Here is a 24,973-nt window from a genome sequence, read left to right as displayed (position 1 = left end):
AAGCCAGCATTGGAGCTGGCTTCGATCAAAATGATTTAAAAATTAGAATTCAAGAAGTGCTTTTAGTGCGTGCTCAAATCTCCCTTTTGCCAAATATTGCGCTTCTAATTTTGAAGCAAAAGGAATAGGAGTTTCAAGGCTACCCACGCGTTTAACAGGGGCATCCAAAAATTCAAAACACTCCTCCATAAGTGTTGCGGAAATATCGCTGGCTATACCGCCAAAAAGCGAATCTTCTTGTAAAATAATAGCCTTGCCTGTTTTTTTGACGGACTTTATGATCTTGTCCTTGTCCAAAGGTTGTAGCGTTCTTAGATCTATTAAATCGGCCGAAATCTCAGGATTTTTTTCAAGGACTTCTAAAGCCCAATGTACGCCAGCACCATAAGTAATTACAGAAATTGCCTCCCCTTTCTTAAGAAGTGATGCTTTACCAAATGGCAAGGTATAGTAATCCGTAGGCACGTCTTGTCTAATGCTTCTGTAAAGCGCTTTGTGTTCAAAAAATAAAACAGGATTAGGGTCATTAATAGCCGTTGCCAGTAATCCTTTGGCATCATAAGGAAATGCAGGGTAAACCACTTTTAAACCAGGGGTCTTTGTAAACCAGGCTTCGTTGGTTTGTGAATGAAAAGGTCCTGCGGCTACACCTGCCCCACATGGCATTCTCACTACAACATCAGCATTTTGTGCCCAACGGTAGTAGGACTTTGCCAGATAATTGACGATGGGGTTAAACCCAGAAGTTACGAAATCAGAAAACTGCATTTCTACTATGGCTTTCATACCTGCGATCGATAAGCCCATACCAGCCTCAACTATTGCTGATTCGCAAATCGGCGTATTCCGCACTCTATCTTTACCAAAGTGTTCTACAAAGCCTTCCGTAATTTTAAAAACACCACCATATTCTGCAATATCCTGCCCCATAATAACGAGGTCTTTATGCGCTTCCATGGATTGTCTTAAACCCTCGGATATGGCATCTACCAATCGTAATTCTTTTGTTTTTTTATTCGGCTTAATCTTTTCATAATCAAATGATTTATAGACATCATTTAATTCATTAGTTTCATTAGGAATAATAGCCTCTTCAGCATAAGCAGATTCTAAGGCAGCATCGATCTCCGCTTTAATTTCAGAAGTATATGTCTCGTCAATTTCTGCAGACAAGATTTTTTGACTAAACAAATAGCTCCTAAAGTTTTCTATGGGATCTTTGGCTTCCCACTCTGCCATAAGTTCTTTTGGCACATACTTAGTGCCACTTGCTTCTTCATGTCCTCTGCGCCTGAAGGTTTTAAATTCAATTAATAATGGTCTCGGTCGCTTTCTAACGCTTTCAGCTAGTTTTTTAACCTTAGAATAGGTCTCGATAATGTTATTGCCATCCAATATAAACGATTCTATACCATAGCCTTTGCCTCTATCCGCTAAATGCTTGCAACGGTATTGTTCATTCGTTGGTGTCGAAAGTCCGTAACCATTGTTTTCGATGCAGAATATAACAGGCAGTTGCCAAACGGATGCTACGTTTAAGGCTTCGTGAAAATCACCTTCGCTTGTCCCACCTTCACCTGTAAAAACAGCGGTGACTTGTCCATTCTTTTTAAGTAAATTCGCTAAAGCTATACCATCAGCAACCCCAAGCTGCGGCCCTAAATGTGATATCATACCGACAATCTTATAGTCTTGCGTGCCAAAATGAAATGAGCGATCCCTTCCTTTGGTAAAACCACTAGCTTTTCCTTGCCATTGGCAAAAGAGACGATGCAGAGGTATCTCTCGGGTTGTAAAAACTCCGAGATTTCTATGCATTGGTAAAATATACTCACTTGGCTTAAGTGCCATTGTTAGGCCAACCGAAATGGCCTCTTGACCAATACCAGAAAACCATTTAGAAATTTTTCCTTGCCGCAACAAAATCAGCATTTTTTCCTCGATTAAACGAGGCCGTAACATATTGTAATAAAGCTTTAGCAATACTTTATCACTCAAATTACGCTTGTCGTAGTCAATATTACTTTTCGTTATGGTAGGCATAAGTTCTTTTTGTGTAATGCTCCAAATGTAAATAAAATGCATCAATATTAAAGAATTGACCTGCAAAATGTAGCCAATTTGAATTCAATTTTTTAGCTGTATTTTCGTTAGATTTGTATATTGATAAAAATTTAAAGCATACTTCCCATGGATAGAATACCAAGTGTCGATCTAAAAGATTTTTTGTCTGATGACCCAAAACGAAAGCAAAAATTTATAGACGAAATCGGAAAGGCCTATCAAGATATTGGTTTTGTGGCTCTGAAGGGGCATTTTTTAAATGATGAACTCGTAGATAAACTCTACAGCGAAGTGAAAAATTTCTTCAATTTACCATTAGAAACTAAGGAAAGTTATGAAATTCCGGGTATTGGAGGGCAACGTGGCTACGTGGCTTTTGGTAAGGAAAGTGCTAAAGGAAAAAAAGAAGGTGATCTTAAGGAATTTTGGCATTTTGGTCAATATGTCGAAGATGACGAAGCACGTAAAAAAGAGTATCCAGATAATGTAGAGGTCAAGGAACTACCAGAATTCAATAAGATTGGTAAGGAGACTTACCAGATGTTAGAAAAAACAGCGAAATATGTGTTGCGTGCCTTGGCATTGCACCTAGATTTAGAAGAAACCTATTTTGATGATTATATTCATAACGGTAATTCTATTTTAAGGCCTATACACTACCCTCCAATTATTGAAGAGCCAAAAAACGCCGTAAGAGCGGCGGCTCATGGAGACATCAATCTCATTACACTCTTGATGGGTGCACAAGGTCGAGGTTTACAGGTACAACGTCACGATGGAGAATGGCTAGATGCTATAGCCGAACCAGATGAGTTAATGATCAATGTTGGAGATATGTTATCGAGACACACTAACAACAAGTTAAAATCCACAATACATCGTGTCGTTAATCCACCCCGCGAACTTTGGGGTACATCGCGTTATTCTATTCCCTTCTTTATGCATCCTATCAGTGAAATGAAATTGGATGTTTTAGACAGTTGTATAGACGAGGAACATCCAAAGTTATTTGAAGATATTACTGCGGGGGAATTCTTAAATCAGCGCTTGGTTGAACTTGGATTAATTAAAAAATAATGGATTTACAAGATCAGTTAAAGAAATTATTCCCTGACCATATTTCTGATGAATCTGTTGACGATTCTAAAGATACCAAAAGCAATGTATGGCTTCAAGATGCTCCTATATTGTGTAAATACGAAAAACGGAAAGGCAAACCCATTACTATATTAGAGGGCTATACCGGTGCTACGGATGATTTTAAAACACTAGCCAAAGAGTTAAAGACAACACTCAGTGTTGGTGGTAGTTTTAAAGACGATAAGATTATTATTCAAGGGGATTACCGCGATAAAATAATGACAATTTTAAAGGAAAAAGGATTCAACGTAAAACGTGTTGGAGGTTAACTTATGACAAAACAAATTCTTCACATTACCAACGGTAATGCATTAACAGCATATTTAAGGGAACTAGATTTTGAGGATGATATCCTAACATGGCAAGAAATGCTTTGCGAGGGTCCTACGATTCCCGCTATAGCATCGGACGAGTTTTTTAAAATTAGAAGTCAGTTTCTTAAAGACCACTATGATATTGAGGTAGACACGGAAGAGCTCAAAAACGAGCTTTCCAAACTGGATGATGTCGAAAAATACTCTGAAATCCACCTTTGGTTCGAATACGATCTGTTTTGTCACATCAACCTATTGGGTGTTATCAATTTATTACATCAGAAAGAGATTGACAAACCACTTTATTTAATTTGTAGTGGACGTGTTGAGGGAGAAAAAAATCTCAAAGGTTTAGGAGAACTAACACCAGAGCAACTTACAGACCATTATAATAAACGTGTTTTCCTCACCAATAAGGATAAAGAGCTGGCCATCACCTTGTGGCGTACCTATTGTGGTAAGGATCATAATATTCTTAAACCTTATATTGTTACGGAATCTAGCTTTAAGTATATGAGCAATTGTTTAAAGGCTCATCTTAAACGCTTTCCACATCAAAAGAGTGGTCTAAGTGTCCTTGAGGATAATATTCTTAGGCTTGTACGGGATAATGACATAAAATCCAAACATCATCTTTTAGGGTATAGCCTTAACTATCAGGGTTATTATGGTTTTGGTGATACACAACACAGTAGGCTTATAGAAAAATTGAGTATCTTTTTTGATGAAGATGAGACCAGCCTCAAGCTTAATCGCAAGGGCCATGAAGCCTTACTGAGAAAGTACAACTTTGCTTCAGAGATTAACAATGCCATGGTCTATGGTGGTGTTGAACGCTTAGAGTTTCAATTTAGTGTGGAGCAAAACAAACTTATAAAGACAGTGCTTCATGTCAATTAAAAACTCAGAGCTCATATTAAATCCAGATGGTAGTGTATATCATCTTAATTTAAAACCCGATAATATTTCGGACACGATCATCTTTGTTGGGGATCAGGATCGCGTCGAAAAGATTACCAAACATTTCGAAAGTATTGAGTTTAGCACACAAAAACGGGAATTTAAAACACAAACCGGCTACTATAAGGACAGAAGGATTACGGTGATCTCAACTGGTATTGGCCCTGACAATATAGATATAGTCCTAAATGAACTTGATGCTTTAGTAAATATCGATCTAAAGACGCGTCGACCTAAAACAGAATTAACCAGTCTCAATATTATTAGAATTGGTACTTCTGGCTCACTTCAATCCGATATTCCTGTAGACGCCTTTTTAATGAGCACCCACGGTTTAGATGTCAACGGGATGCTTCATTTTTACCAAATTGAAGGTATAAGTAATCCCGAAATTGAAGATGCGTTTATCAAGCATACCCATTGGGATACAAACAAGGCACGACCAATCATTATAAACAACAGTAAATACTTGGAGAAATATTTTGAAAGTGATACTATATTTAAAGGAATGACAGGTACAGCTGGTGGCTTTTATGGGCCTCAAGGTCGGGTTTTGCGATTGCCTTTACATGACGCTGATTTAAATTCAAAACTTGACAGTTTTAATTATAAGGATTTCAGAATTACAAATTTTGAAATGGAAACTTCGGTTATTTATGGCTTGTCAAAATTATTAGGTCACGAAGCCCTTTCATTAAATGCCATCATAGCAAATAGAGCTACGGGCGACTTCAGCAAAGATCCAAAAAAGACGGTTGAGGAATTAATCTTATACACCTTAGAACGTATTGTAAATATTTAGAATGGTTCTGATATTAATTCAGATGGGATGAGAAAAGTAAACATAGGTGGTGTTCCAGAGCATTTTAATTTAGCATGGTATTTAACTCTAAAAAATGGAGAATACAAAGCCAAGGATATCAATCTTAGATGGCACGATTATTTTGGTGGCACTGGCGCCATGTGTAAAGGTTTGCGTTCTGGCGAAATTGATATAGCCGTAATTCTCACTGAAGGTATCATTAAGGATATTATTGAGGGTAACCCATCAAAGATTGTCCAGACATTTGTCAAATCTCCTTTGATTTGGGGGATTCATGTCGCTAACGCTTCTAGATTTAAGACTATAGAAGATGTTAAAGGAACAAAAGCAGCTATTAGTCGCTACGGTTCAGGATCCCACTTAATGGCGTACATCAATGCGAAGAATAATAAATGGAATCTAGAAACCGATCTTCAGTTTGAGGTAATAAGGAATTTAAATGGTGCCATTGAAGGCTTAACAAATGGCGATGCCGACTATTTTATGTGGGAGAAGTTTACAACTAAGCCTTTGGTTGACGATGGTATTTTTAGAAGAATTGGGGACTGCCCATCGCCTTGGCCCTGTTTTGTCATCGCTGTTCGAAACGAGTTTATTGAACATAACGAAGATGACTTAAAGACCATTTTAGACATTATTAATCAGACGACCTCAGAATTTAAATCTATTCCGAGTATAGATAAAACCATAGCCAACCGTTACGAACAAGAGTTAGGGGATGTACAAGAATGGCTTTCGTTAACAGAATGGTCGCAAGATTTAATGGATGAGGAGACGATTATTAGTGTTCAGAAGCAACTTTTGCAACTCGATATTATCCCAAGGCAAGTCGATTATTCAGACTTAATCTATAGGCTTTAGCGTATTATTTTGTTAAAATAAGATGTTAACACCTCTTTTTTTCGATAATTTCTCATTATTTTTCTAACTTCTGTAAATCGCTGAAACATAAGTAAATATCGATAAAAGTCATCGATTTTCTTTAAAAAATTTAAAGTTAAATCTTACACTTTCTGTTCATAACTTTCAGTATTTCAAATTTTTAGTTACTTTTGTCCTGACCAAATCATTGCTATTAAACATTAGAAAAAGACGAATATGATTCTTACCATTACTCTGATTCTATCTTTCCTTGTGGCTGTTAATTTTCTACTATTGATATTTAGTTGTAATAAAACGACTAAGAAAACAGAAAATAAAAAACCACGTATTATTCAAACAGAGAAGCCTACGCCTACTCTAGTTTCCAATCAATTGCCGGCAAACCCGCTTGCTGCAACAGGGAGTTAGTCTTACTGAAGTGTTTGTTTCCAAACCAGTAGCCTCTATTGGCACTGAGTGGTGATGGATGTCCTGTTTCTAATACATTGTTAAGCGATGTATTTATCAGTTGTTTTTTCTTTTTTGCAAATCCGCCCCAAAGTAAAAACACGATATTTTTTTTTCGCTCACTTATACGATGAATCACGGCATTGGTAAATTGTTCCCAACCCTTGTTTTGATGACTACCTGCCTGATGTGCCCGCACTGTAAGTGTAGCATTTAACAAAAGAACACCTTGCGCTGCCCAGGGCATTAAATTACCGGTCTTTGGATAGGCAATACCTAGGTCTTGTTCAATTTCCCTAAAGATATTTATTAAAGAAGGTGGGTGCGGAACACCGTCATTAACGGAGAAACATAGGCCATTGGCTTGTCCAATACCGTGATAAGGATCTTGTCCGATGATCACAACTTTGACATCATCAAAAGTACATTGGTTAAAGGCATTAAAGATTTCAGAACCTTTAGGAAAACATTTATGGGTTCTATATTCGGCTTTTACAAAGTCGACCAGTTCCTTAAAATAAGGCTTGTCAAACTCTGATTGTAAATGGGATTTCCAACTTGGATGAATATCGACGTTCATGACTATAATTTTATTCAAAAATAAGGATAAGCGAGCTAATTAAAGACGTTAGGCATATCACAACATTTAACCTAAATTTGCAACTCTATAATTTAAAGACTAAATGATACGAATTCATGAAAAAACCCTGAAAGACTTAGAGTTTTTTAGAGTTTTAGAACAAATTAGCGAACATACCATCACTGCTTTGGGAAAAAAGGCCACAATGGCTATTCTTCCTATTGCTAGTGAGGCTCAGCTTATTCGCGAATTAGATTACGTGAATGAATATCTCTCATCTTTCGATAATGATAATAGAATCCCCAATCATGGTTTTGAAACCATATCAAAAGAACTGAAGCTTCTTGATATCGAAAATACCTATCTTGAAGTTTCTAGTTTACAGAAACTTGTCAGCATTTCATTAACTACCAATGCTATCGTAAGGTTTTTAGAAAAGTTTAATGAGTATTACCCAAAATTACAGCAATACAGTCAGCATATAGAAGTCACATCAGCCATTATAGAACAAGTCGACATTGTCGTTGATCGTTTTGGTGATATAAAAGATGATGCGTCCCCGCAGCTCGCAGAGTTACGCCAAAGCATCAGCAAGTTAAAAGGCAAAATCAACAGTAGTTTTTCTTCTGCATTAAACCGATACCATGGGTTGGATTATCTAGACGATATCCGAGAATCTGTGGTTGACAACAGACGTGTTCTCGCTGTGAAAGCGATGTATCGCAGAAAAGTAAAAGGGGCTATCATGGGAGGCAGCAAAACGGGAAGCATTGTCTACATTGAACCTGAGACTACCTTACAATATACAAGAGAACTCAATAATCTACAGTACGAAGAAAAGGAAGAAATCATTAAAATTCTTAAAGAACTAACGGATTACTTGCGTCTTTTTCTTCCGTTGTTAAACGACTATCAAGCGTTTCTAACAAAAATTGATGTTATTTCGGCAAAGACAAAATACGCTAGATGCATTAATGCCATTTTACCAGACATAAGCAATGAACGTCATTTGTATCTCAGGGATGCCTATCATCCACTGCTTTTGTTAACCAATAAAGAGAACGGTGAAATAACGTTTCCACAAACAATAGAACTGAGCAATACCAACAGAATCATCGTGATTTCTGGTCCAAATGCCGGTGGCAAAAGTATCACGCTTAAAACCGTGGGGTTATTGCAGGTAATGCTTCAAAGTGCTATGCTAATTCCTGTTCATGAACGTAGTACGGTGTGCTTATTTGATTCTGTAGTAAGTGATATTGGCGATAATCAATCTATAGAAAATCATTTGAGTACCTACAGTTATCGTCTAAAACAAATGAATTACTTTTTAAAGAAGGTCAACAACAAGACTCTTTTTCTCATTGATGAATTCGGTACTGGTAGCGATCCTGAACTTGGCGGGGCATTGGCAGAGACATTTCTGGAGGTCTTTTACGACCGAAAAGCCTTCGGAATTATAACGACGCACTACTCTAATTTAAAGCTTTTGGCCAATGAATTACCGCATATGCAAAATGCGAATATGTTGTTTAACGAGCGAAGCCTAGAGCCCATGTACAAATTGGTGACTGGTCAGGCTGGTAGTTCGTTTACGTTTGAGGTTGCCCAGAAAAATGGTATTCCCTATAGCCTTATCAATAAGTCAAAGAAAAAGATTGAGCGTGGAAAGGTGCGTTTCGATGCTACTATAGCTAAACTTCAAAAGGAACGAAGCAAGTTAGAACGGACAGAACGGGCTTTAAAAGCAAATGAAAAGAAAACCCTTTCTGAGGCTGAAAGACTCGAAGAGACCAATGCTAAAATTCAAAAAAAACTAGAGAGCTTTCAGGAATTATACGATAGCAACCAACGCCTGATATACCTGGGACAGAAAGTAAATGATTTGGCAGAAAAGTATTTTGAGAATAAGCGTAAACGGGAATTAATGGCAGAGCTCTTTCGATTGGTTCAAATCGAAAATGCCAAACGAAAAAAAGTATCGGCAAAGCAAAAGCGTGCAGAGAAAGCCCAAGAAAAACAGATCAAGCAAGAAGCCGAAAAAAAGGTAGCGCTCATACGGAAAAAGAAAAAAGCGGCTAAAGCTAAAGAAGTGGTTGTAGAACCGCCAAAACCTATTTTAAAAATTGGGGACCGTGTTAGAATGCACGATGGAAAAGCCGTTGGCAGTATAGATGACATCGAAAAAGGTAAAGCTACGGTTAACTATGGCATCTTTACTACAAACGTCAATCTCGACTTACTCGAACTCGTAGAAGCTAAAAAATAGCGATTCCTAACGCGGTGTTAATAGTTTCCTTAGAACATTTTGAAGCCTTATCTTTGCATAATGATAGATAGTATACCTAAAGATAAGCAGCTTATCCTATTTGATGGTGTATGTAACCTCTGCAATAGTAGCGTGTTATTTGTCATTAGAAGAGACAAAAACAATAGGTTTTTATTCGCACCATTACAAAGTGAGGTTGGGCAGGACATCATCAAAGCCTTCAATATTGATACTGAAGAAACCGATTCTATCATACTCTACAACCCTAAAGAACGTAGAATTTATCACAAGTCTTCTGCAGCTTTGCGTGTAGCCAAGTCACTCGGCTTCCCCACGCATCTCATGTCAATATTTTTTATTGTTCCTACAGTGCTGAGAAATTGGATTTATGATATTATAGCCAGAAACCGTTACAAATGGTTTGGGAAAAAAGATAGCTGTATGATTCCAACACCAGAACTTCAAGCAAAATTCATGGCATAAAAAAAGCCTCTTAGTTACTATTCTAATAGGCTTTTCTAAATTAACAACTTACTTAAAACTAATTTAATCTTTACAAAATTGTATTCGCTATGAGAGATATAACGAATTAGTTAATAGCACAAATTTTGTTATATCAAAAATAGTACATCTCTATAGGCTTGAAGAAAAAACTCGATATACGCCCATTATAATTGTTTTAACTGTTAAAAGTGCAAATATTATCTACAAGATGTCCATTAGTAGTTCTACTCCATTAAATCTGCGAAGGACACATGTATTTGCTTCTAACTCATTCAAAGACCTAGATTACGGCCTAAAAAAGCTCACACACTCAATATAGGTTTCTCAATATTCAGATCTAGAATAACTTCGAATAGAAGCTTATTTTTTTGTTAATGGTTTTTAAGCTTAGTAATTGAATAAACCTTAAAGTGAAATGGTGTTAGTTCGACCCTAGCTTCCGTTAGTTGGGACACAGTCGAATTCTGTAAAAGATCAAGTCTAACTCTTTTATAGTGTCATTGTTATTGATAGACAGAACATTTAGCTTTAAGGTTTTTTTTAAACGTCTTAAAATAAAATCGAGATGCTTACCAGTCCTGCTTTTTGCTGATACTATTCCTTATCAATGACAAATTCTAAATATTTATTCAGATTTAAGTTTGTAAACAATACCAGCTCATAAGAGATGCCATCTACCTTGTATTTTATTTTTGCTGTATTGGGTGGAACCCTACCGACATTATTAGCCACAAATGAAACCTTATGGACGTTCTGATCTTCGGGCAGCATAAGTTCAATTGTTTTTGGATCTAAGGTAACTTCCAAATTGTAGGTAAAGAGACGGTCGTTGATATAAATACTTATGCGGTCTCCATCTTGCCGACTATTGTCAAAAATCTCCATGGTGATTTTTCTCGATGTCACCTTATGAGAGCTGATTAGCTCATTTTTTCTATTTTCTTTTTCTTTAGTGAATTCTATGACTTCTCGTGTCTCTTTAATGTCGTCAATTGTTGTTTCTTCTAAAGGAAGGTCTACTTTAAGTTCCTTTTTAGAATTCACCTCTAAAGTATCTATGTATGGTTTTAGCTTATCGTAACCTTTAATGTCTTCAAAGTTCCCTGACTTGATTTTTCTATACTTAAGCGGTACGCTAAATAGGCCACCAAAGGACAATACAAAACCATGAATGCCTTTTTGTCTGGCTCGTCCAATTAAAAACTCTTCATCTTCACTGACTTCATAAGACAATTTATACCTACCCCGTGCATGCAATAGTGCTTTATTAATTTTCTTTGTGTTCGCTACTATCAATCGATTTTTTTCTGGGTCATAGTCGCCTTCTAAATAAAAACTACAGGTGCTGCCAGCGTGATAATCATAGGTGTAACCCTTAACGTTACCTGAATCATCTTCATCTAAATATATGATGGCGTAAATCTGATTAAAACCAACAGGATCTGTTCCATTTATATCGTGTACCCATAAACCAGAAAGATCCTGTGCGTGACTCAAACCGCAAAAAAAGAAGAAGGTCAAAATACACCTGATAACCATAATAGCGCTTTTTACTTCAAACTACTCAAAATAAAATCTAAATTCGGATTGGAATTATTATTGACTTTATAAGAATCGGTAATGTATTTAGGTTTTACGGCCAATCCCAATCCTGTAAGTTTTTCCATAGTAGGGATGTACTCTTGACTTACCTTTCCTGTTAACAAAATACCTAAGTCATTTCCAGCTTTAGCATATTTATAGATATTTCTAATTCCCTTAAGGTATAAATGATCTTTGGTAAAACCTCCTCCACGATGGACTCGAAGTGTAATGGCAAATGCTTTATCCCTATTTAGTTTGTGTTGGTTATGTAATAGATGAAAGGTATCTGAAAAACTATAGCCTTTGTTTAAGCTATCTACAGCGATAACTCTAAACGCTAGTTCCTTTAAACGCTCAATAGTTAGGCAGCCACTCATAAACTCAGAGTACACGGCCAAACCTTCTTGGGTTTCCACATTATTAGGAAAACCATTAGAAAAAATCTTAAGCGGTTGATCTAAACCATTAAATGTGGTCACCATGTGTACACCAATCTCATGATTGGTTAAGACCTTAAGCTGATTTAAACTGTATTTATGGCTCTTTCTAAGCACCAGAGTTTGGGTATTATTCAAGACCATGGCCGCTGCTGAAAGATTATTAGAAATTTTTATATGGTACTTAAAATCATAGCGTTTTGAAAACTCTTCAAAATAGTCTTGAGCTTCAGTAGAGTTATACATGGGTAGCATTTCCTCATCAAACTCCGAATCATCAAAACGCAGAATAAACTTCGCATTCTCAATATCTTTCTCTGTTGGCGTCCCAAAACTCTTTAAACTATTGAAGTAAAATCTACGGCCTTGACCAATGGTTTCTATACACTCAATCAACCCAGAATACTCATAAATAATATCCTCATATAGTTGTCGTATATCGTCGTCTTCAATACGCTCCAGACGTTGCGAGAAAAATAAGCGGTGCAACTTATAGCCATTAAAACGCATCTTTGGATACTTAAACTCCGGCTCATAATTGTATTTGGATGAAAAAAACTTCTTCTTTTCTGCCGCTATGTTAAGTGGGTTAATATAATTGAGGAGTTCGATATTCTTTACCAATCGATTGAGATTGGCATCAATATCAAATAGGTCCTGAAACTCTTCCGTTGTTCTAATTTGCGCCATTAATGGTTTTGCCTGTTGTAAAATTCATTTGCATGCTTAGGCAAAAGCGATTGTAGTTGTTGCTCGACAGCTGCTACAACTTCTGGATAAATAACTTGTTTATACTCATCACAATACACCTTTGCAATTTCGGTCGCCAAAACTAAGGTATTTTTAAAATTCCGGGTAATATATTTTAAGAAATATCCATTACCCTGAAAGGTATCATTAATCTTGGCTGTCTGTTTAATTTGGTTTGGTAATTCAATACTGGCTAACATTTGTCTCCAAGACTCGACCTCATTTCCAAAACGGTCGTTATCTATATTAGATGTCCCTAAATTCCAAGTAGGAACTTCCCGGTCCCAACGTTGCCAATTATAACTATGCATATCGTATACGACACAAACCCCAAATTTATTTTCTAGTTTGGACATTAAAGCATGTACAACTTTATAAAAATTGGAATGTTTTTGAAGGCTCTTCTCCTTCTCCACTTCTGGTAATGGGTTTTTCCAGAGCTGTTTTCCCCAAGCTGTATCAAAAACAGCATTTTCAGGATCACGGTTAAGATCGTATTCAAATCGCGAGTCACACCCTGCAATGAGAATGGGATGCGAGATTACCATATGTTTCGTTTCGGGATCTTCCTCATACCAACGTTCGTATGCGCTGTGCAAACAGTTGTCCCACAAGTCCTTTCTGAACTGATGTCCATCGTGTACGGCACCACAAACATAAGGCGCATAGTCCTCAATTTTTAATGTAAACGAATAATCCTCTGAAACGGCGTGGAAAATATCTTCGTTTTCGATTTTAGAAATTATCGATTCAATTGGAAGTCGTTGCATTATAAAGATTTAAATAAGCGTTCTAATGCCTTTAGCATGTTGCGTTCGTTAACATTAAATTCTCCATCGGAAAAGAATAGAGTTTTTATATCAGCAAGGAGGATTTCTACGTCGTCCTTGTCATAATTATGTTGACGCAGGCTTGTCATTATTTTCTGAATGCCTTGATAGTCGTTATCTCTATCGAATTCATCGTGAATTTCCTGAAAGGTATTCATATCTACTTTAGAGATAATCACATCGCGTTCGCGATTATCTTCTTTAAAATCGGAATGCGCCGCAAATAGTAAAATATACGCAACGAGTTCATCCCTAGTCCAATCAATTGTTTTCATTTATTATGCGAAGAAATATATTTATAGTTAGGCTTCATCTACTGTTTTCCGCAAACGTGTACGTCGATCAAAGGCTTGCAATTGATCCATGACCTTACTTTCTAAAAAGTCAATTACTTTTTCTTCGACCCTCGTTTTCGCCTTGTAAACTTTATTGATATATGTAATTCCGCCAGGAGACATTACATTAACCTCAACTAATTTTCCACCAATAACATCAATGCCAACAAAGTACAAACCGTCTTTTACCAATTTCGGACCAATCTGTTTACACAGTGCTTTTTCAGCTTTGGTCAAGGTATGCTTCTGAACACTACCGCCAGCCGTAACATTGGATCGATGGTCATCAGAACCTGGTACGCGTCTCATGGCGCCCACCGGTTCCCCATTTAATAGCAATATTCTAACATCCCCTTGGTCTGCGCCTACAATATAGTCTTGAAGAATCACGTAATTAGATGTCCCATCAGAATTGGTAATGTAGAAATCCAATAAAGAATTAATATTACTCATTGCTGACTTTTCTATTAAGATAACTCCAGAACCACCAAAACCGTTCAAGGGCTTTATGATCATTTTGTCTGACTTTGACTCCTTTATCTGTTGGATTAAGTATTTCTTATTTTTTGAGACATGGGTATTTGGTATAATATTGCTATGCGCATCGCCAAAAGCCGCTGTATAAAGCTTGTTATTGGCTTCTCGCATACCCTGTAGGGAATTAATAATAAACACATCATCTTTTACTGAATCCAAGAAGTTAAGCATCAAAGGATCCAATGGCGGATTTGCTCTAAAGAAGATAGCATCAAAACCAGCTAATGGCAGCATTTCTTCTCTTAACTTTACTTTATTGTAAAACGATTTTAAAGTCGATGGCACTTTATCCATTCGCCCTATGACATTACAAAACGCATTAGTAACACTATCTCTTATCGTAAGATTAGCGGGTGTACACATAGCCACACCATGACCGCGTTTAGCACATTCTTTTATTAATGCCAAACTCGTATCGTTTTCTGGGTCAATGTTTTCCCAAGGATACATTATAAAGCAAACATTCATCTCAATATATTTTTGGTTGATTAAAACTTAATAGTAAAAATAAGTAATCCTTTTTGATAAAAAAACACATACCCGCTGTCAGGTCTTAAGATTCTCCTGGAATAAACAATTTACACAATTTTCAGGCATTGAAAATTGGTTCTCTGAGATACTTCGACTGGCTCAGCATAAGCGATTCACACAATTTTCAATCTATGAAAATTGGTTCTCTGCTTACTTTACGGCGTTGTAATTGTCATCCCATTCTTTAGGCTTTGGATCATCATGAAGTTTGTCTAAAGATTTTGCCACCATCATCGATACTGTAGCATCTCCCGTAACATTAACCACCGTTCTGCACATATCCAAAGGACGATCTACTGCAAATATCAAGGCTAAACCAATAGGTAATAATTCGGCCGGAAATCCAATAGACTCCAAAACAATAACCAACATCACCATACCAGCACTAGGTACGGCCGCACTACCAATTGAGGCTAAAAGTGCCGTAAGGATAATAACCAATTGATTGGTAAAGGTTAGTCCTTCGGGCCAAATCACCTGCATAATGAATACGGCAGCAATGCCTTGATACAAGCTCGTCCCATCCATGTTTACGGTGGCACCAACAGGTAATACAAAGCCCGAAACCTCCTTATCCACACCTAAATGCTCTTCGACACGTTCCATGGTTACTGGCAAAGTAGCAGCGCTACTACTTGTAGAAAATGCCAATAACTGCGCAGGACTTATCTTATTCAAAAACCACATAGGCGATTTCTTGGTGAATACTTTTATCAATATCAAATAGAAGCCTATCATTAGTAATAAACCTCCGACCACGCAAAGCGCATACTGTAGCAGTTTTAGCAGTATTTCTGTGTCATCGAATGCAATAATTACGTTTGCCATTAGTGCAAAAACAGCATAAGGGGCAAACAACATGATGAGATCGACCATTTTCATGATGATTTCATTAAGGGAATCGAAAATATCGATCATGGGCTTGGCCTTTTTTTCAGGAATGAGTAGCAAACAAATACCCATGAACAGGGCAAAGAAAATTACTTGAAGCATTTTAGCCTCTCCCATAGCCTGAAATATATTACTAGGGAAAATATCCACCAAGGCCTGAAGTGGACCAGCATCCTTTTGAGCACTAGCCTTAGCCAGTTTATCAGTTACACCTGCATCATTTTCATACTTCATTTCTATCTTCGCCAAAGTCTCTTCAGACATGCCTGTTCCCGGTTTAACAAAGTTGACTATCGATAATCCAATAATAATGGCGACTAAGGTTGTACCGATATAAATGGCAATCGTACGTAAACCCATGTCTCTGATTTTTGAAATATCCTTTAAATCAGAAATACCTTTAATCAAAGAGGCCAATATTAGTGGTACAGCTATTAACTTTAACAGGTTAATAAATATCGTTCCGAAAGGCGAAATCCAATCGGTTACAAATTGCTGACCATTAACAGAATTCATTATAAATCCAAAAATAATACCTAGGACCATTCCGATAATGATCTTCCAATGCAATGCAAGTTTTTTCATGTGCTTTATGTCTTATATTTTAAAAAACTAATTATTGGGGTAATCTATTTTTTACTTATCCAGTTTCTGTTGCCTGTAGCTATAATCCCCAATATTAGGTAAATTATATCCAAATACAAGCCTGTTTTATCATAATAATTTATATTGAATATGGCTATTAAGGGCAAAGAATTTCAGGGCAAATCTAAAAACATCTCCGGGACTCATTCTATAATCTTGAAGTTCTATCCAATAACAGATAATCGGCTAAAACCAAGGCCGCCATGGCTTCGACAATAGGCACAGCACGTGGTACGACACATGGGTCGTGTCTCCCTTTTCCTTGCATCTCGACAGTCTCACCAGAACTATTTATGGTTTCTTGTTTCTGAAGTGTGGTCGCTACGGGTTTAAAAGCTACTCTAAAGTAAACATCCATACCATTGCTAATGCCACCTTGTACGCCTCCCGATAAATTGGTTTGTGTGCTTCCATCTTCATTAAATTTGTCATTGTGTTCACTTCCCATCATTTTGGCACCACAAAAACCACTTCCGTATTCAAACCCCTTAACAGCATTTATAGAAAGCATCGCTTTACCCAATTCAGCGTGCAACTTATCAAAAACAGGTTCACCAAGTCCAACAGGTACATTTTGCAACACACATGTTATGGTACCTCCAATGGTATCGCCTTGTTTTTTTACTTCCTTTACTTTGTTAATCATGCGCTCTGCAGAAGCCTCATCCGGACAACGAATAACATTCGATTCAATCTTGGAAAAATCCAATTCTTGATATGGCTTATCTATAAATATATCACCTACCGAAGATGTGAAAGCATGGATTTGAACTGTACTCAGCAATTGTTTAGCAATGGCGCCAGCGACCACGCGACAGGCAGTTTCACGAGCTGAGCTTCTTCCTCCGCCTCTATAATCCCGTACCCCATACTTTTTATCATAGGTATAATCGGCATGACTAGGTCTATATACGTCTTTAATATGTGAATAATCCTTGGACTTTTGGTTGGTATTCTTTATCACAAAACCAATGGGCGTTCCCGTAGTAACACCTTCAAAAATGCCAGATAAAAATTCGACCGCGTCGGGTTCTTTGCGCTGTGTAACGATTTTAGATTGTCCTGGTCTACGTCGGTCCAATTCATTCTGAATAGTGTCGAAATCCAGTTTTAATCCAGAAGGACAACCATCTATAATGCCACCAATAGCTATACCATGTGATTCTCCAAAAGTAGTCAGCTTAAACAATTTTCCGAAGGAATTTCCTGCCATTAAATCATATTTTGCGCTAAAGTAAATCTAATATCACAGAAACAAAAATACATGCTCTTTTTTTAGTATGTTACAAGAATGTTAACTGCCTATGTTACAGAGGAGCTTTAATAACACTATAATAACATTTTCCTGATGGATTATTAATTATGGCATTACAATCAATTAATACATTAATAAGTTATTTGCAGTTATTAATAGTTTGTCTTGAATCTAAAACGAAAAGTTGAAATAGCAGTCATCTCTGACGTTCACCTTGGCACATTCGGATGCCATGCAAAACAACTACTCACCTATTTAAACAGTATAGAACCTAAGAAACTTATTCTTAATGGCGATATTATTGATATTTGGCAATTTAAAAAGCGCTACTTTCCTAAATCCCATTTAAGTGTCATAAAGAAAATCATGGATTTTGCAGCTAATGGTACAGAGGTGATTTACATTACGGGTAACCATGATGAAATGCTGAGAAAGTTTACCGATACCGAGATTGGCAATATTTCTATCGTTAATAAGCTTGTCTTGGAATTGGACGGCAAGAAAGCTTGGTTTTTCCATGGTGATGTCTTTGATATTTCTATTCAAAATGCCAAATGGCTGGCCAAACTTGGTGGTTGGGGTTATGACATACTTATTCTTTTGAACCGATTTGTTAATTGGTGTCTAGATAAAATGGGCAAGGAACGCTATTCCTTGTCCAAAAAGATAAAAAATAGCGTAAAAAGTGCGGTAAAATACATCAATGATTTTGAAAGTGTAGCCACAGACTTGGCTATAGAGAATGAATACGATTATGTGGTTTGCGGTCATATACATCAACCCAAAATGTTGGTGAAAGAAAATAAGCACGGAAAAACGACCTACCTAAATTCTGGAGATTGGGTTGAAAACTTTACGGCCTTAGAGTATCAATTTAAACGCTGGAAAATTTACAACTACAGTAATGATAAGCTCTCACCTTTCTTTGCCGATGAAGAACTTAAGGAAATGGATGTCAAGGATCTAATCGCTGCTATCACTATTGTTGAGCCCCCTAAGAAAAAAGTCAATGATTAATAGGCAGCAATGCTTCCCTTAGAATAGTAACAGGGTGCTTGGCTATTTTCCCTGTACCGTCCTTGATTTGATGCCTACAACTTGTCCCGTTGGCCGCTATTATCGTATCCTCTGACGCATTCCTGATCGCTGGAAATAGAGTTTGCTCACCGATTTGCATACTAACATTATAATGCTCTTTTTCATAGCCGAAACTTCCAGCCATACCACAACAGCCACTCGGAATAATGGTGACTTTGTAGTTCTCAGGCAAATTGAGTATATCAAAACTCGATTTTTGATTGGCCAGTGCCTTTTGATGGCAATGGCCATGGAATTTAATGGTCTTGGGTGCAGTCGTAAACTGCTTCGAGGTAATATTTCCCAATGCTATTTCTTGCTGAATAAAGTCTTCAATTAAAAATATACGTTTAGCAATGGCAATTGCTGCCTCTTTATCATCCGCCAATTTCGGGTATTCATCCTTAAAGGTGAGTATGGCAGAAGGTTCAATACCAAGCAAATAGAAATCGTCATCTACATTATTTTTAAAAGACGCTACATTCTTATTGGCGATGGCTTTAGCCTCATCCAAAAATCCTTTAGACAGAAAGCTTCTTCCACTTTCTAAGTGACTGATATCAATCACTTTATAGCCCAAAGTCCAAAGTAAGCGTTTAATATCTAGTACGATGTCAAATTCTAAGAAGTTACTAAATTCATCAATAAATAAATAAACATCTTTTATTGGGTTTCGAACGAGAAAGGATTTCTTTTCAGCCCATTTAGAAAAAGATTTAGAAAATAAAGGAAAACTTCGCTTCGGATGAATCCCAAGAGCCTGTTTCATAAATCCAGATACAAATTTGGTTTGAAATAAAGCATTATAAAAACCTGGTGCGCGTGAGGCCATTTTATTGTACTTCGTAGAATTTGCAAAAAACCTATCCTTGAATTTAAAACCATTAGCCTTTTGATAGTGGTACTGAAACTCAGCTTTGAGATTCGCCACATCCACGCTACTTGGACACTCACTGGCACAGGCCTTACAGCTTAAGCACAAATCGAACACCTCTTTGAGTTCCTCATGGTCAAACTTATTGGCTTTTTCAGAATGAGTTAGGAACTCTCTTAAGGCGTTTGCTCTTGCCCTAGTCGTATCTTTCTCATTTCGCGTGGCGCGATAGCTTGGACACATGGTTCCCCCAAATTCCGGTAATTTTCTACAATCGCCAGAGCCATTGCATTTCTCGGCCTCTCTCAGTATCCCCTGTGAAGCCGAAAAGTCCAAAACCGTAGTAATCTCTGGTTCTTTTCTATCTATCTCGTAGCGCAGATTTTTATCTAAAGGGAAAGCATCAACTATTTTACCGGGATTAAAAATTGAATTCGAATCAAACACCGATTTAATGCGCCTTAGTATTTGGTAGTTGGCATCACCTATCATCATAGGAATAAACTCTGCTCTAACGATACCATCACCATGTTCTCCAGACATAGAACCTTGATATTTCTTTACAAGTTTTGCTACAGCAGTAGTAATGGCTCTAAATTGCCTAACATCTTCCGATTGCTTAAGATTCAAGACAGGTCGTAAGTGCAACTCCCCGGCTCCAGCATGCGCATAGTAAACCGCTTTCTGATGATAGGATTTCATCAATTCGGTAAACTCAGAAATATAGTTGTCCAAATCCTCTAAGGCCACTGCAGTGTCTTCAATACAGGCCACTGCTTTCTTATCGCCAATCATATTTCCCAATAATCCCAAACCGGCTTTGCGCAACTCTAGGGCTTTAGAAATAGCATCCCCTTTTAGAATGGGCGCTGCATAACTCAACCCAATGTTGTGCACTGTCCTTAAAAATTCGTGGATATCACCTTTGAGTTCCTCTTCCGTTTCGGCTTTTAGCTCGCACATTAATATCGCTACAGGATCTCCTTCAATAAATGCTCTATTGTCTTGCTGCATCTTGTTGTGCTTGGTAAGATTCAATATAGAATCGTCCATCATTTCACAGGTGTGTAAATGATGTTGCATAACAGCCTTAACCGCTTTTATACAATTAGCTATGCTCGTAAAATGCAACGCTACCATGGCACTTTTAGATGGTGGTAAGTCATCCAGTTGTAGTGTAATCTCGGTGGTAAAAGCTAAGGTTCCTTCGCTACCCGCAAGTAGCCTGCACATATTAAATTTGGATGTCGCCTCTGTGAACACCTCAGTGTCGATTAATTCATCGATGGCATAACCTGTATTCCTGCGGTGAATTTGTGGTTTGGGAAAATTATCTTTAATCCTTTTCTGGACAGCTTCAGATTTTAATTCTTCATAAATCGTTCTATAGATGTTACCTTCTAAGGTATCTAGCTTCAACTTTTCTTTAAATTCAACAGTAGATAACTCCTTAAATTCTACCGTACTTCCATCACTCAAAATAGTTTTTAAGCCTAGGATTTTATCCCTGGTCACACCATATTGAATAGATGTTGTTCCCGAAGAGTTGTTGCCCACCATACCGCCTATCATACAGCGATTGGACGTCGAGGTGTTGGGCCCAAAAAACAATCCAAAAGGTTTGAGATAATTGTTTAATTCATCCCTAACAACACCCGGTTGAACGGTTACGGTTTTGGCCCGTTCATTAACATCTAGGATTTTCGTAAAGCATTTTGAAACGTCGACGACGATACCATTGCCCACAACTTGTCCCGCTAAGGACGTCCCTGCTGTTCTGGGTATTAATGAGGTCTTATTTTCATTGGCAAAACGAATCAAACATTTGATGTCGTTAACATTTTTCGGAAGGGCAACTGCCGTTGGTAACATTCTATATACAGAAGCATCCGTAGCATAGAGCTTTAGCATTAAATCATCAAAATAAAGCTCACCTTTTAATGCTGATTTTAATTGCTCTAATGCCTTATTTTGATTCATTTATGTCTAAAAATATGTTGATAAATCTATAAAGAATTCTAATATAAATTTGGTTTTGGCGTTATTTTTGTAAAGTTTTACGAAATCAATAAAAAACGATATAATTATGAAGAAACTAATTTTAACAACAGTTGCAATTTTTACAGGTCTAATATTTGTAAGTGCTCAAGAAATAGCTGATAATGCTATAGGTTTGAGAATTGGTGATGATGATGGTTTTGGTACCGAAATATCTTATCAACGTGCACTTGGAGACAATAATCGACTCGAAGCCAATTTAGGTTGGAGAAGCGGTGACGGCTTCGATGGTTTTAAATTAACTGGTGTTTACCAATGGGTTTGGGAACTCGATGGCAACTTTAACTGGTATGCTGGTGCTGGTGGTGGTGTCGGATCTTACAGCTTTGACAATGATGCTGTTGATGATGATACTTTTTTCTTTATCGCTGGTGATATAGGTATAGAATATAATTTTGATATTCCGTTATTAATATCTTTGGATTTTAGACCAGAACTCGGCTTTGGAGACTTTAGGGATGATCTCAATTTTGATATCGCCTTGGGTGTTAGATATCAATTCTAAAGTGAACTTATAACATAACAAACCACCTTAAAAAAGGTGGTTTTTTTATGCTAAACCACAGTAAATATTGGGTATAAAACCCTTAGTAAGTCCTTAAGTCGAACAGCACAATTAAAAATATAGTTCTCGACATGAAAAGCGGTTGAATTATGCCATAAAATTTACTTAATTTTGCACATCTTAAAATGAAAATAAGCTTTCAATGAAAAACACTGCCTTAACGGAAACACATATAGCATTAGGGGCCAAAATGGTACCTTTTGCAGGATATAACATGCCTGTACAATACGAAGGTGTCAATATAGAGCACGAAACGGTTAGGAATGCCCTGGGTGTTTTTGATGTGTCCCATATGGGTGAATTTTTAATTGAAGGACCTCATGCTTTGGAGTTGATCCAAAAGGTATCGAGTAACGATGCTTCAAAATTAGAAGTGGGCAAAGCGCAATACAGTTGCTTACCCAATGATGATGGAGGTATTGTAGATGATCTTATCATCTACAAAGTAAAAGACAAGACCTATCTGTTGGTAGTCAATGCCAGCAATATTGAAAAAGACTGGAATTGGATTTCTTCAAAAAATGATGTTGGTGCAGACATGCGCGATTTAAGTGAAGACTATTCCTTATTGGCTATTCAAGGCCCAAAAGCGGTCGAAGCCATGCAATCTTTATCCAGTCATGATTTGTCGCAGATTAGCTTCTACAATTTTGTGGTTGGGGATTTTGCGGGTATTGAACATGTTATCATTTCTGCTACAGGTTATACGGGCAGCGGAGGTTTTGAAATTTATTGTAAAAACTCTGAAGTCAAACAAATTTGGGATAAGGTATTAGAAGCTGGTGCCGATTTTGGTATAAAGCCTATCGGTTTAGCCGCAAGAGATACGCTTCGTTTAGAAATGGGGTATTGCTTATACGGAAATGATATTGATGACACCACCTCTCCTATTGAAGCCGGATTGGGTTGGATTTGCAAGTTCAACAAGGCGTTTACCAACAGTGAAGCTTTGCAAGCTGAAAAAGAACGTACGCCAGAACGCAAATTAGTAGCTTTTCAATTAGATGATCGAGGTATTCCACGTCATGGCTATGACATTGTAGACCACGGTGGAAAAACCATAGGACATGTCACTTCCGGGACAATGAGCCCGAGCTTAGGAGTCGGTATAGGTTTAGGCTATGTCCCTAAAGTGTTTTCTAAACCCGATAGTAAAATCAATATTCAAGTCAGAAAGAAAGCCATACCAGCAACTGTGGTAAAATTACCGTTTTACAAAAGTTAGACAGCGCTATAGAATGTCGATGGATCCATGAAGAAGACTATAAGCAAACACAGAATCCTTATCCTTGGTGCCAGTGGTTATATTGGCAATGCCATTTATAGAGAATTAGGGCCTTATTTTAAAACCTTCGGTACCTACAGAACACCGAAAAGAGAATTTGAGACCAACCAACAATTTTTTCAGTACAATGTGGAGGAAGATGATGTTTACGAAATTCTTGAAGCCATTAGGCCATCCATCATTATATCGGCCTTACGCGGTGATTTTCATGCCCAGACAATTGCCCACCAGCATATCGCGGAATATGCCCAAGACTTTGGAAGCAAAATCATCTTTCTATCTTCAGCCAATGCCTTTGATGCTTATAGTAAATACCCAAGTTATGAATTAGATAAAACCCTAAGTCATAGCATTTATGGTCATTTTAAGATCAAAATCGAAAATATGCTCTTGCGCTTACCAAAAACACAAGTGGCCGTATTACGATTACCTATGGTCTTTGGCACCAATTGCCCTAGGATTCAGGAAATGAAACAGCTGATAGCCGAAGATGCTTCGGTCGAAATCTTTCCTAATCTTATTATGAATGTAACGCTGGATAAAAAAGTGACTCAGCAAATTCACTACATCATTAATAGAAATAAACATGGTATCTTTCATTTGGGGAGTACCGATTTGGTGCATCATGATGAATTTGTAAAGCATATTTTAGAGATTATCTCCACCAAGAAAGTGTTGCTAAAACACGTCTACACCACCAATGAAGATCGTTATTTAGCTGTTTTACCCAAGTTTAATAAGTTACCCAAGCATCTTCAAATTACAAGTGACAAAGTTTTGGAAGAACTTCAGAAATAAGCTTGTAGCGCATTAAGGATTTTATTAAATTTCGTGTACCTAAACCAAACACTTATGAAATTAGACGAATCTACAATTGAAAAAAAGTTACTGCATTTTCCAGAATGGGAGTATTATGACAATGCGATACATGTTGAATTAGAATTTGACAATTTTAAAGATTGTTTTAGTGCCATGAGCCGCATTGCTTTTGAGTGCGAAGCACAAAATCACCATCCGGATTGGAGTAATGTTTATAACGTTTTAAGAATATCATTGTCTACGCACGATGCCGGTGGTGTTACTCAAAAAGACTTTGATTTGGCCGAAGCGATAGAGGCTATTGTGGAAGCTGAAGAGTAAGCCCCTTTTGTCCTACGGACATTTTCCCCAAACGGGGAAAGTTTTATTGCAATATACAATCTACAGCCTGTTTTACCCATGTTAGGTCGTTAAGCATATACCCTAATGTGGGTGAGACATTTGTTAATTTTGATTCTCTTAAGCTATCTATATTTTTTTAAATTTGCTCTGCCATTGGAGAACAAAAACTTTAGGC

At 37.3% G+C, this 24,973-nt stretch carries 22 protein-coding genes; 12 read left to right on the top strand and 10 right to left on the bottom strand.

What is annotated here, in order from left to right; translation table 11 throughout:
- Window positions 1-42: 42 nt before the first annotated feature.
- Window positions 43-2,043, bottom strand: a complete 2,001-nt coding sequence (locus tag ACO052_RS14000; protein ID WP_422104404.1) for an alpha-ketoacid dehydrogenase subunit alpha/beta — start codon at window positions 2,041-2,043, stop codon at window positions 43-45.
- Window positions 2,044-2,190: 147 nt separating this feature from the next.
- On the opposite strand from ACO052_RS14000, the gene ACO052_RS13995 reads away from it, so the two are divergent.
- The 5 genes from ACO052_RS13995 to ACO052_RS13975 are packed head-to-tail and all read left to right on the top strand — an operon-like array spanning window position 2,191 to window position 6,162.
- Window positions 2,191-3,141, top strand: coding sequence for an isopenicillin N synthase family dioxygenase (locus ACO052_RS13995; protein ID WP_422104403.1), 951 nt, complete (start codon window positions 2,191-2,193; stop codon window positions 3,139-3,141).
- Complete coding sequence (locus ACO052_RS13990) at window positions 3,141-3,473, top strand: translation initiation factor (protein WP_422104402.1); 333 nt, start codon at window positions 3,141-3,143, stop codon at window positions 3,471-3,473. The genes ACO052_RS13995 and ACO052_RS13990 overlap by 1 nt, the downstream gene beginning before the upstream one ends.
- Before the next feature lie 3 nt (window positions 3,474-3,476).
- Complete coding sequence (locus ACO052_RS13985; protein ID WP_422104401.1) at window positions 3,477-4,418, top strand: DUF1835 domain-containing protein; 942 nt, start codon at window positions 3,477-3,479, stop codon at window positions 4,416-4,418.
- Window positions 4,408-5,280: a nucleoside phosphorylase gene (locus ACO052_RS13980; RefSeq protein ID WP_422104400.1), complete on the top strand. Its 873-nt coding sequence runs from the start codon at window positions 4,408-4,410 to the stop codon at window positions 5,278-5,280. Before ACO052_RS13985 ends, ACO052_RS13980 begins: the two co-directional genes overlap by 11 nt.
- A 27-nt stretch (window positions 5,281-5,307) precedes the next feature.
- The gene (locus ACO052_RS13975; protein WP_422104399.1) at window positions 5,308-6,162 is read left to right on the top strand and encodes a substrate-binding domain-containing protein; all 855 of its coding nucleotides are present in this window, start codon (window positions 5,308-5,310) and stop codon (window positions 6,160-6,162) included.
- 373 nt (window positions 6,163-6,535) lie between these two features.
- Here ACO052_RS13975 and ACO052_RS13970 read toward each other — a convergent pair whose 3' ends face one another.
- Window positions 6,536-7,210 carry a uracil-DNA glycosylase gene (locus tag ACO052_RS13970; RefSeq protein ID WP_422104398.1) on the bottom strand — a complete coding sequence of 225 codons (675 nt, stop codon included), beginning with the start codon at window positions 7,208-7,210 and terminating at the stop codon, window positions 6,536-6,538.
- Between the two features lie 103 nt (window positions 7,211-7,313).
- Between ACO052_RS13970 and ACO052_RS13965 the strand changes: the two genes are divergently transcribed.
- The gene (locus ACO052_RS13965) at window positions 7,314-9,479 is read left to right on the top strand and encodes an endonuclease MutS2 (RefSeq protein WP_422104397.1); all 2,166 of its coding nucleotides are present in this window, start codon (window positions 7,314-7,316) and stop codon (window positions 9,477-9,479) included.
- Between the two features lie 60 nt (window positions 9,480-9,539).
- The gene (locus tag ACO052_RS13960) at window positions 9,540-9,962 is read left to right on the top strand and encodes a thiol-disulfide oxidoreductase DCC family protein (protein ID WP_422104396.1); all 423 of its coding nucleotides are present in this window, start codon (window positions 9,540-9,542) and stop codon (window positions 9,960-9,962) included.
- 615 nt (window positions 9,963-10,577) lie between these two features.
- Here the strand turns inward: ACO052_RS13960 and ACO052_RS13955 are convergent.
- From ACO052_RS13955 to aroC, 7 genes are all read right to left on the bottom strand, one after another.
- Complete coding sequence (locus tag ACO052_RS13955) at window positions 10,578-11,522, bottom strand: hypothetical protein (RefSeq protein ID WP_422104395.1); 945 nt, start codon at window positions 11,520-11,522, stop codon at window positions 10,578-10,580.
- An 11-nt stretch (window positions 11,523-11,533) separates the two neighbouring features.
- Window positions 11,534-12,694: a flavohemoglobin expression-modulating QEGLA motif protein gene (locus ACO052_RS13950; RefSeq protein WP_422104394.1), complete on the bottom strand. Its 1,161-nt coding sequence runs from the start codon at window positions 12,692-12,694 to the stop codon at window positions 11,534-11,536.
- Window positions 12,694-13,524: an N-formylglutamate amidohydrolase gene (locus ACO052_RS13945; protein ID WP_422104393.1), complete on the bottom strand. Its 831-nt coding sequence runs from the start codon at window positions 13,522-13,524 to the stop codon at window positions 12,694-12,696. Before ACO052_RS13945 ends, ACO052_RS13950 begins: the two co-directional genes overlap by 1 nt.
- On the bottom strand, window positions 13,524-13,859 hold the full coding sequence (locus ACO052_RS13940) for a hypothetical protein (RefSeq protein WP_422104392.1): 336 nt from the start codon (window positions 13,857-13,859) through the stop codon (window positions 13,524-13,526). The genes ACO052_RS13945 and ACO052_RS13940 overlap by 1 nt, the downstream gene beginning before the upstream one ends.
- Window positions 13,860-13,886: 27 nt before the next feature.
- On the bottom strand, window positions 13,887-14,924 hold the full coding sequence (gene gshB, locus ACO052_RS13935; protein WP_422104391.1) for a glutathione synthase: 1,038 nt from the start codon (window positions 14,922-14,924) through the stop codon (window positions 13,887-13,889).
- A gap of 213 nt (window positions 14,925-15,137) precedes the next feature.
- A complete protein-coding gene (locus ACO052_RS13930) occupies window positions 15,138-16,463 on the bottom strand; it encodes a dicarboxylate/amino acid:cation symporter (protein ID WP_422104390.1) in 1,326 nt (441 codons plus the stop codon).
- 208 nt (window positions 16,464-16,671) lie between these two features.
- Entirely contained in the window at window positions 16,672-17,736 is a 1,065-nt protein-coding gene (gene aroC / locus ACO052_RS13925) for a chorismate synthase (protein WP_422104389.1), read from the bottom strand.
- 207 nt (window positions 17,737-17,943) lie between these two features.
- Between aroC and ACO052_RS13920 the strand changes: the two genes are divergently transcribed.
- Window positions 17,944-18,795, top strand: a complete 852-nt coding sequence (locus tag ACO052_RS13920; protein WP_422104388.1) for a UDP-2,3-diacylglucosamine diphosphatase — start codon at window positions 17,944-17,946, stop codon at window positions 18,793-18,795.
- On the opposite strand, the gene ACO052_RS13915 is transcribed toward ACO052_RS13920, so the two are convergent.
- Window positions 18,785-21,709, bottom strand: coding sequence for an FAD-binding and (Fe-S)-binding domain-containing protein (locus ACO052_RS13915; protein WP_422104387.1), 2,925 nt, complete (start codon window positions 21,707-21,709; stop codon window positions 18,785-18,787). The two genes, ACO052_RS13920 and ACO052_RS13915, sit on opposite strands and share 11 nt — an antisense overlap.
- A 106-nt stretch (window positions 21,710-21,815) precedes the next feature.
- On the opposite strand from ACO052_RS13915, the gene ACO052_RS13910 reads away from it, so the two are divergent.
- The 4 genes from ACO052_RS13910 (at window position 21,816) to ACO052_RS13895 (ending at window position 24,777) form a co-directional block, all read left to right on the top strand.
- Window positions 21,816-22,292: a hypothetical protein gene (locus ACO052_RS13910; RefSeq protein ID WP_422104386.1), complete on the top strand. Its 477-nt coding sequence runs from the start codon at window positions 21,816-21,818 to the stop codon at window positions 22,290-22,292.
- 202 nt (window positions 22,293-22,494) lie between these two features.
- Window positions 22,495-23,577 carry a glycine cleavage system aminomethyltransferase GcvT gene (gcvT, locus tag ACO052_RS13905; RefSeq protein WP_422104385.1) on the top strand — a complete coding sequence of 361 codons (1,083 nt, stop codon included), beginning with the start codon at window positions 22,495-22,497 and terminating at the stop codon, window positions 23,575-23,577.
- A gap of 27 nt (window positions 23,578-23,604) precedes the next feature.
- Window positions 23,605-24,435 carry a sugar nucleotide-binding protein gene (locus tag ACO052_RS13900; RefSeq protein WP_422104384.1) on the top strand — a complete coding sequence of 277 codons (831 nt, stop codon included), beginning with the start codon at window positions 23,605-23,607 and terminating at the stop codon, window positions 24,433-24,435.
- 54 nt (window positions 24,436-24,489) lie between these two features.
- Window positions 24,490-24,777, top strand: a complete 288-nt coding sequence (locus ACO052_RS13895; RefSeq protein WP_299521810.1) for a 4a-hydroxytetrahydrobiopterin dehydratase — start codon at window positions 24,490-24,492, stop codon at window positions 24,775-24,777.
- Window positions 24,778-24,973: the final 196 nt, after the last annotated feature.

Source organism: Winogradskyella sp. (assembly GCF_965228925.1).
In the GTDB taxonomy this organism is placed as follows: domain Bacteria; phylum Bacteroidota; class Bacteroidia; order Flavobacteriales; family Flavobacteriaceae; genus Winogradskyella.
Note: the sequence above shows the minus strand (reverse complement) of the source record. Positions and strands in the feature narration are given on the sequence as shown.

What these genes read in the sequence shown, in the direction of transcription:
- ACO052_RS14000 (WP_422104404.1), bottom strand. Translation starts at nt 2,043, where the DNA reads ATGCCTACCATAACGAAAAGTAATATTGACTACGACAAGCGTAATTTG.
- ACO052_RS13995 (WP_422104403.1), top strand. Translation starts at nt 2,191, where the DNA reads ATGGATAGAATACCAAGTGTCGATCTAAAAGATTTTTTGTCTGATGAC.
- ACO052_RS13990 (WP_422104402.1), top strand. Translation starts at nt 3,141, where the DNA reads ATGGATTTACAAGATCAGTTAAAGAAATTATTCCCTGACCATATTTCT.
- ACO052_RS13985 (WP_422104401.1), top strand. Translation starts at nt 3,477, where the DNA reads ATGACAAAACAAATTCTTCACATTACCAACGGTAATGCATTAACAGCA.
- ACO052_RS13980 (WP_422104400.1), top strand. Translation starts at nt 4,408, where the DNA reads ATGTCAATTAAAAACTCAGAGCTCATATTAAATCCAGATGGTAGTGTA.
- ACO052_RS13975 (WP_422104399.1), top strand. Translation starts at nt 5,308, where the DNA reads ATGAGAAAAGTAAACATAGGTGGTGTTCCAGAGCATTTTAATTTAGCA.
- ACO052_RS13970 (WP_422104398.1), bottom strand. Translation starts at nt 7,210, where the DNA reads ATGAACGTCGATATTCATCCAAGTTGGAAATCCCATTTACAATCAGAG.
- ACO052_RS13965 (WP_422104397.1), top strand. Translation starts at nt 7,314, where the DNA reads ATGATACGAATTCATGAAAAAACCCTGAAAGACTTAGAGTTTTTTAGA.
- ACO052_RS13960 (WP_422104396.1), top strand. Translation starts at nt 9,540, where the DNA reads ATGATAGATAGTATACCTAAAGATAAGCAGCTTATCCTATTTGATGGT.
- ACO052_RS13955 (WP_422104395.1), bottom strand. Translation starts at nt 11,522, where the DNA reads ATGGTTATCAGGTGTATTTTGACCTTCTTCTTTTTTTGCGGTTTGAGT.
- ACO052_RS13950 (WP_422104394.1), bottom strand. Translation starts at nt 12,694, where the DNA reads ATGGCGCAAATTAGAACAACGGAAGAGTTTCAGGACCTATTTGATATT.
- ACO052_RS13945 (WP_422104393.1), bottom strand. Translation starts at nt 13,524, where the DNA reads ATGCAACGACTTCCAATTGAATCGATAATTTCTAAAATCGAAAACGAA.
- ACO052_RS13940 (WP_422104392.1), bottom strand. Translation starts at nt 13,859, where the DNA reads ATGAAAACAATTGATTGGACTAGGGATGAACTCGTTGCGTATATTTTA.
- gshB (WP_422104391.1), bottom strand. Translation starts at nt 14,924, where the DNA reads ATGAATGTTTGCTTTATAATGTATCCTTGGGAAAACATTGACCCAGAA.
- ACO052_RS13930 (WP_422104390.1), bottom strand. Translation starts at nt 16,463, where the DNA reads ATGAAAAAACTTGCATTGCATTGGAAGATCATTATCGGAATGGTCCTA.
- aroC (WP_422104389.1), bottom strand. Translation starts at nt 17,736, where the DNA reads ATGGCAGGAAATTCCTTCGGAAAATTGTTTAAGCTGACTACTTTTGGA.
- ACO052_RS13915 (WP_422104387.1), bottom strand. Translation starts at nt 21,709, where the DNA reads ATGAATCAAAATAAGGCATTAGAGCAATTAAAATCAGCATTAAAAGGT.
- ACO052_RS13910 (WP_422104386.1), top strand. Translation starts at nt 21,816, where the DNA reads ATGAAGAAACTAATTTTAACAACAGTTGCAATTTTTACAGGTCTAATA.
- gcvT (WP_422104385.1), top strand. Translation starts at nt 22,495, where the DNA reads ATGAAAAACACTGCCTTAACGGAAACACATATAGCATTAGGGGCCAAA.
- ACO052_RS13900 (WP_422104384.1), top strand. Translation starts at nt 23,605, where the DNA reads ATGAAGAAGACTATAAGCAAACACAGAATCCTTATCCTTGGTGCCAGT.
- ACO052_RS13895 (WP_299521810.1), top strand. Translation starts at nt 24,490, where the DNA reads ATGAAATTAGACGAATCTACAATTGAAAAAAAGTTACTGCATTTTCCA.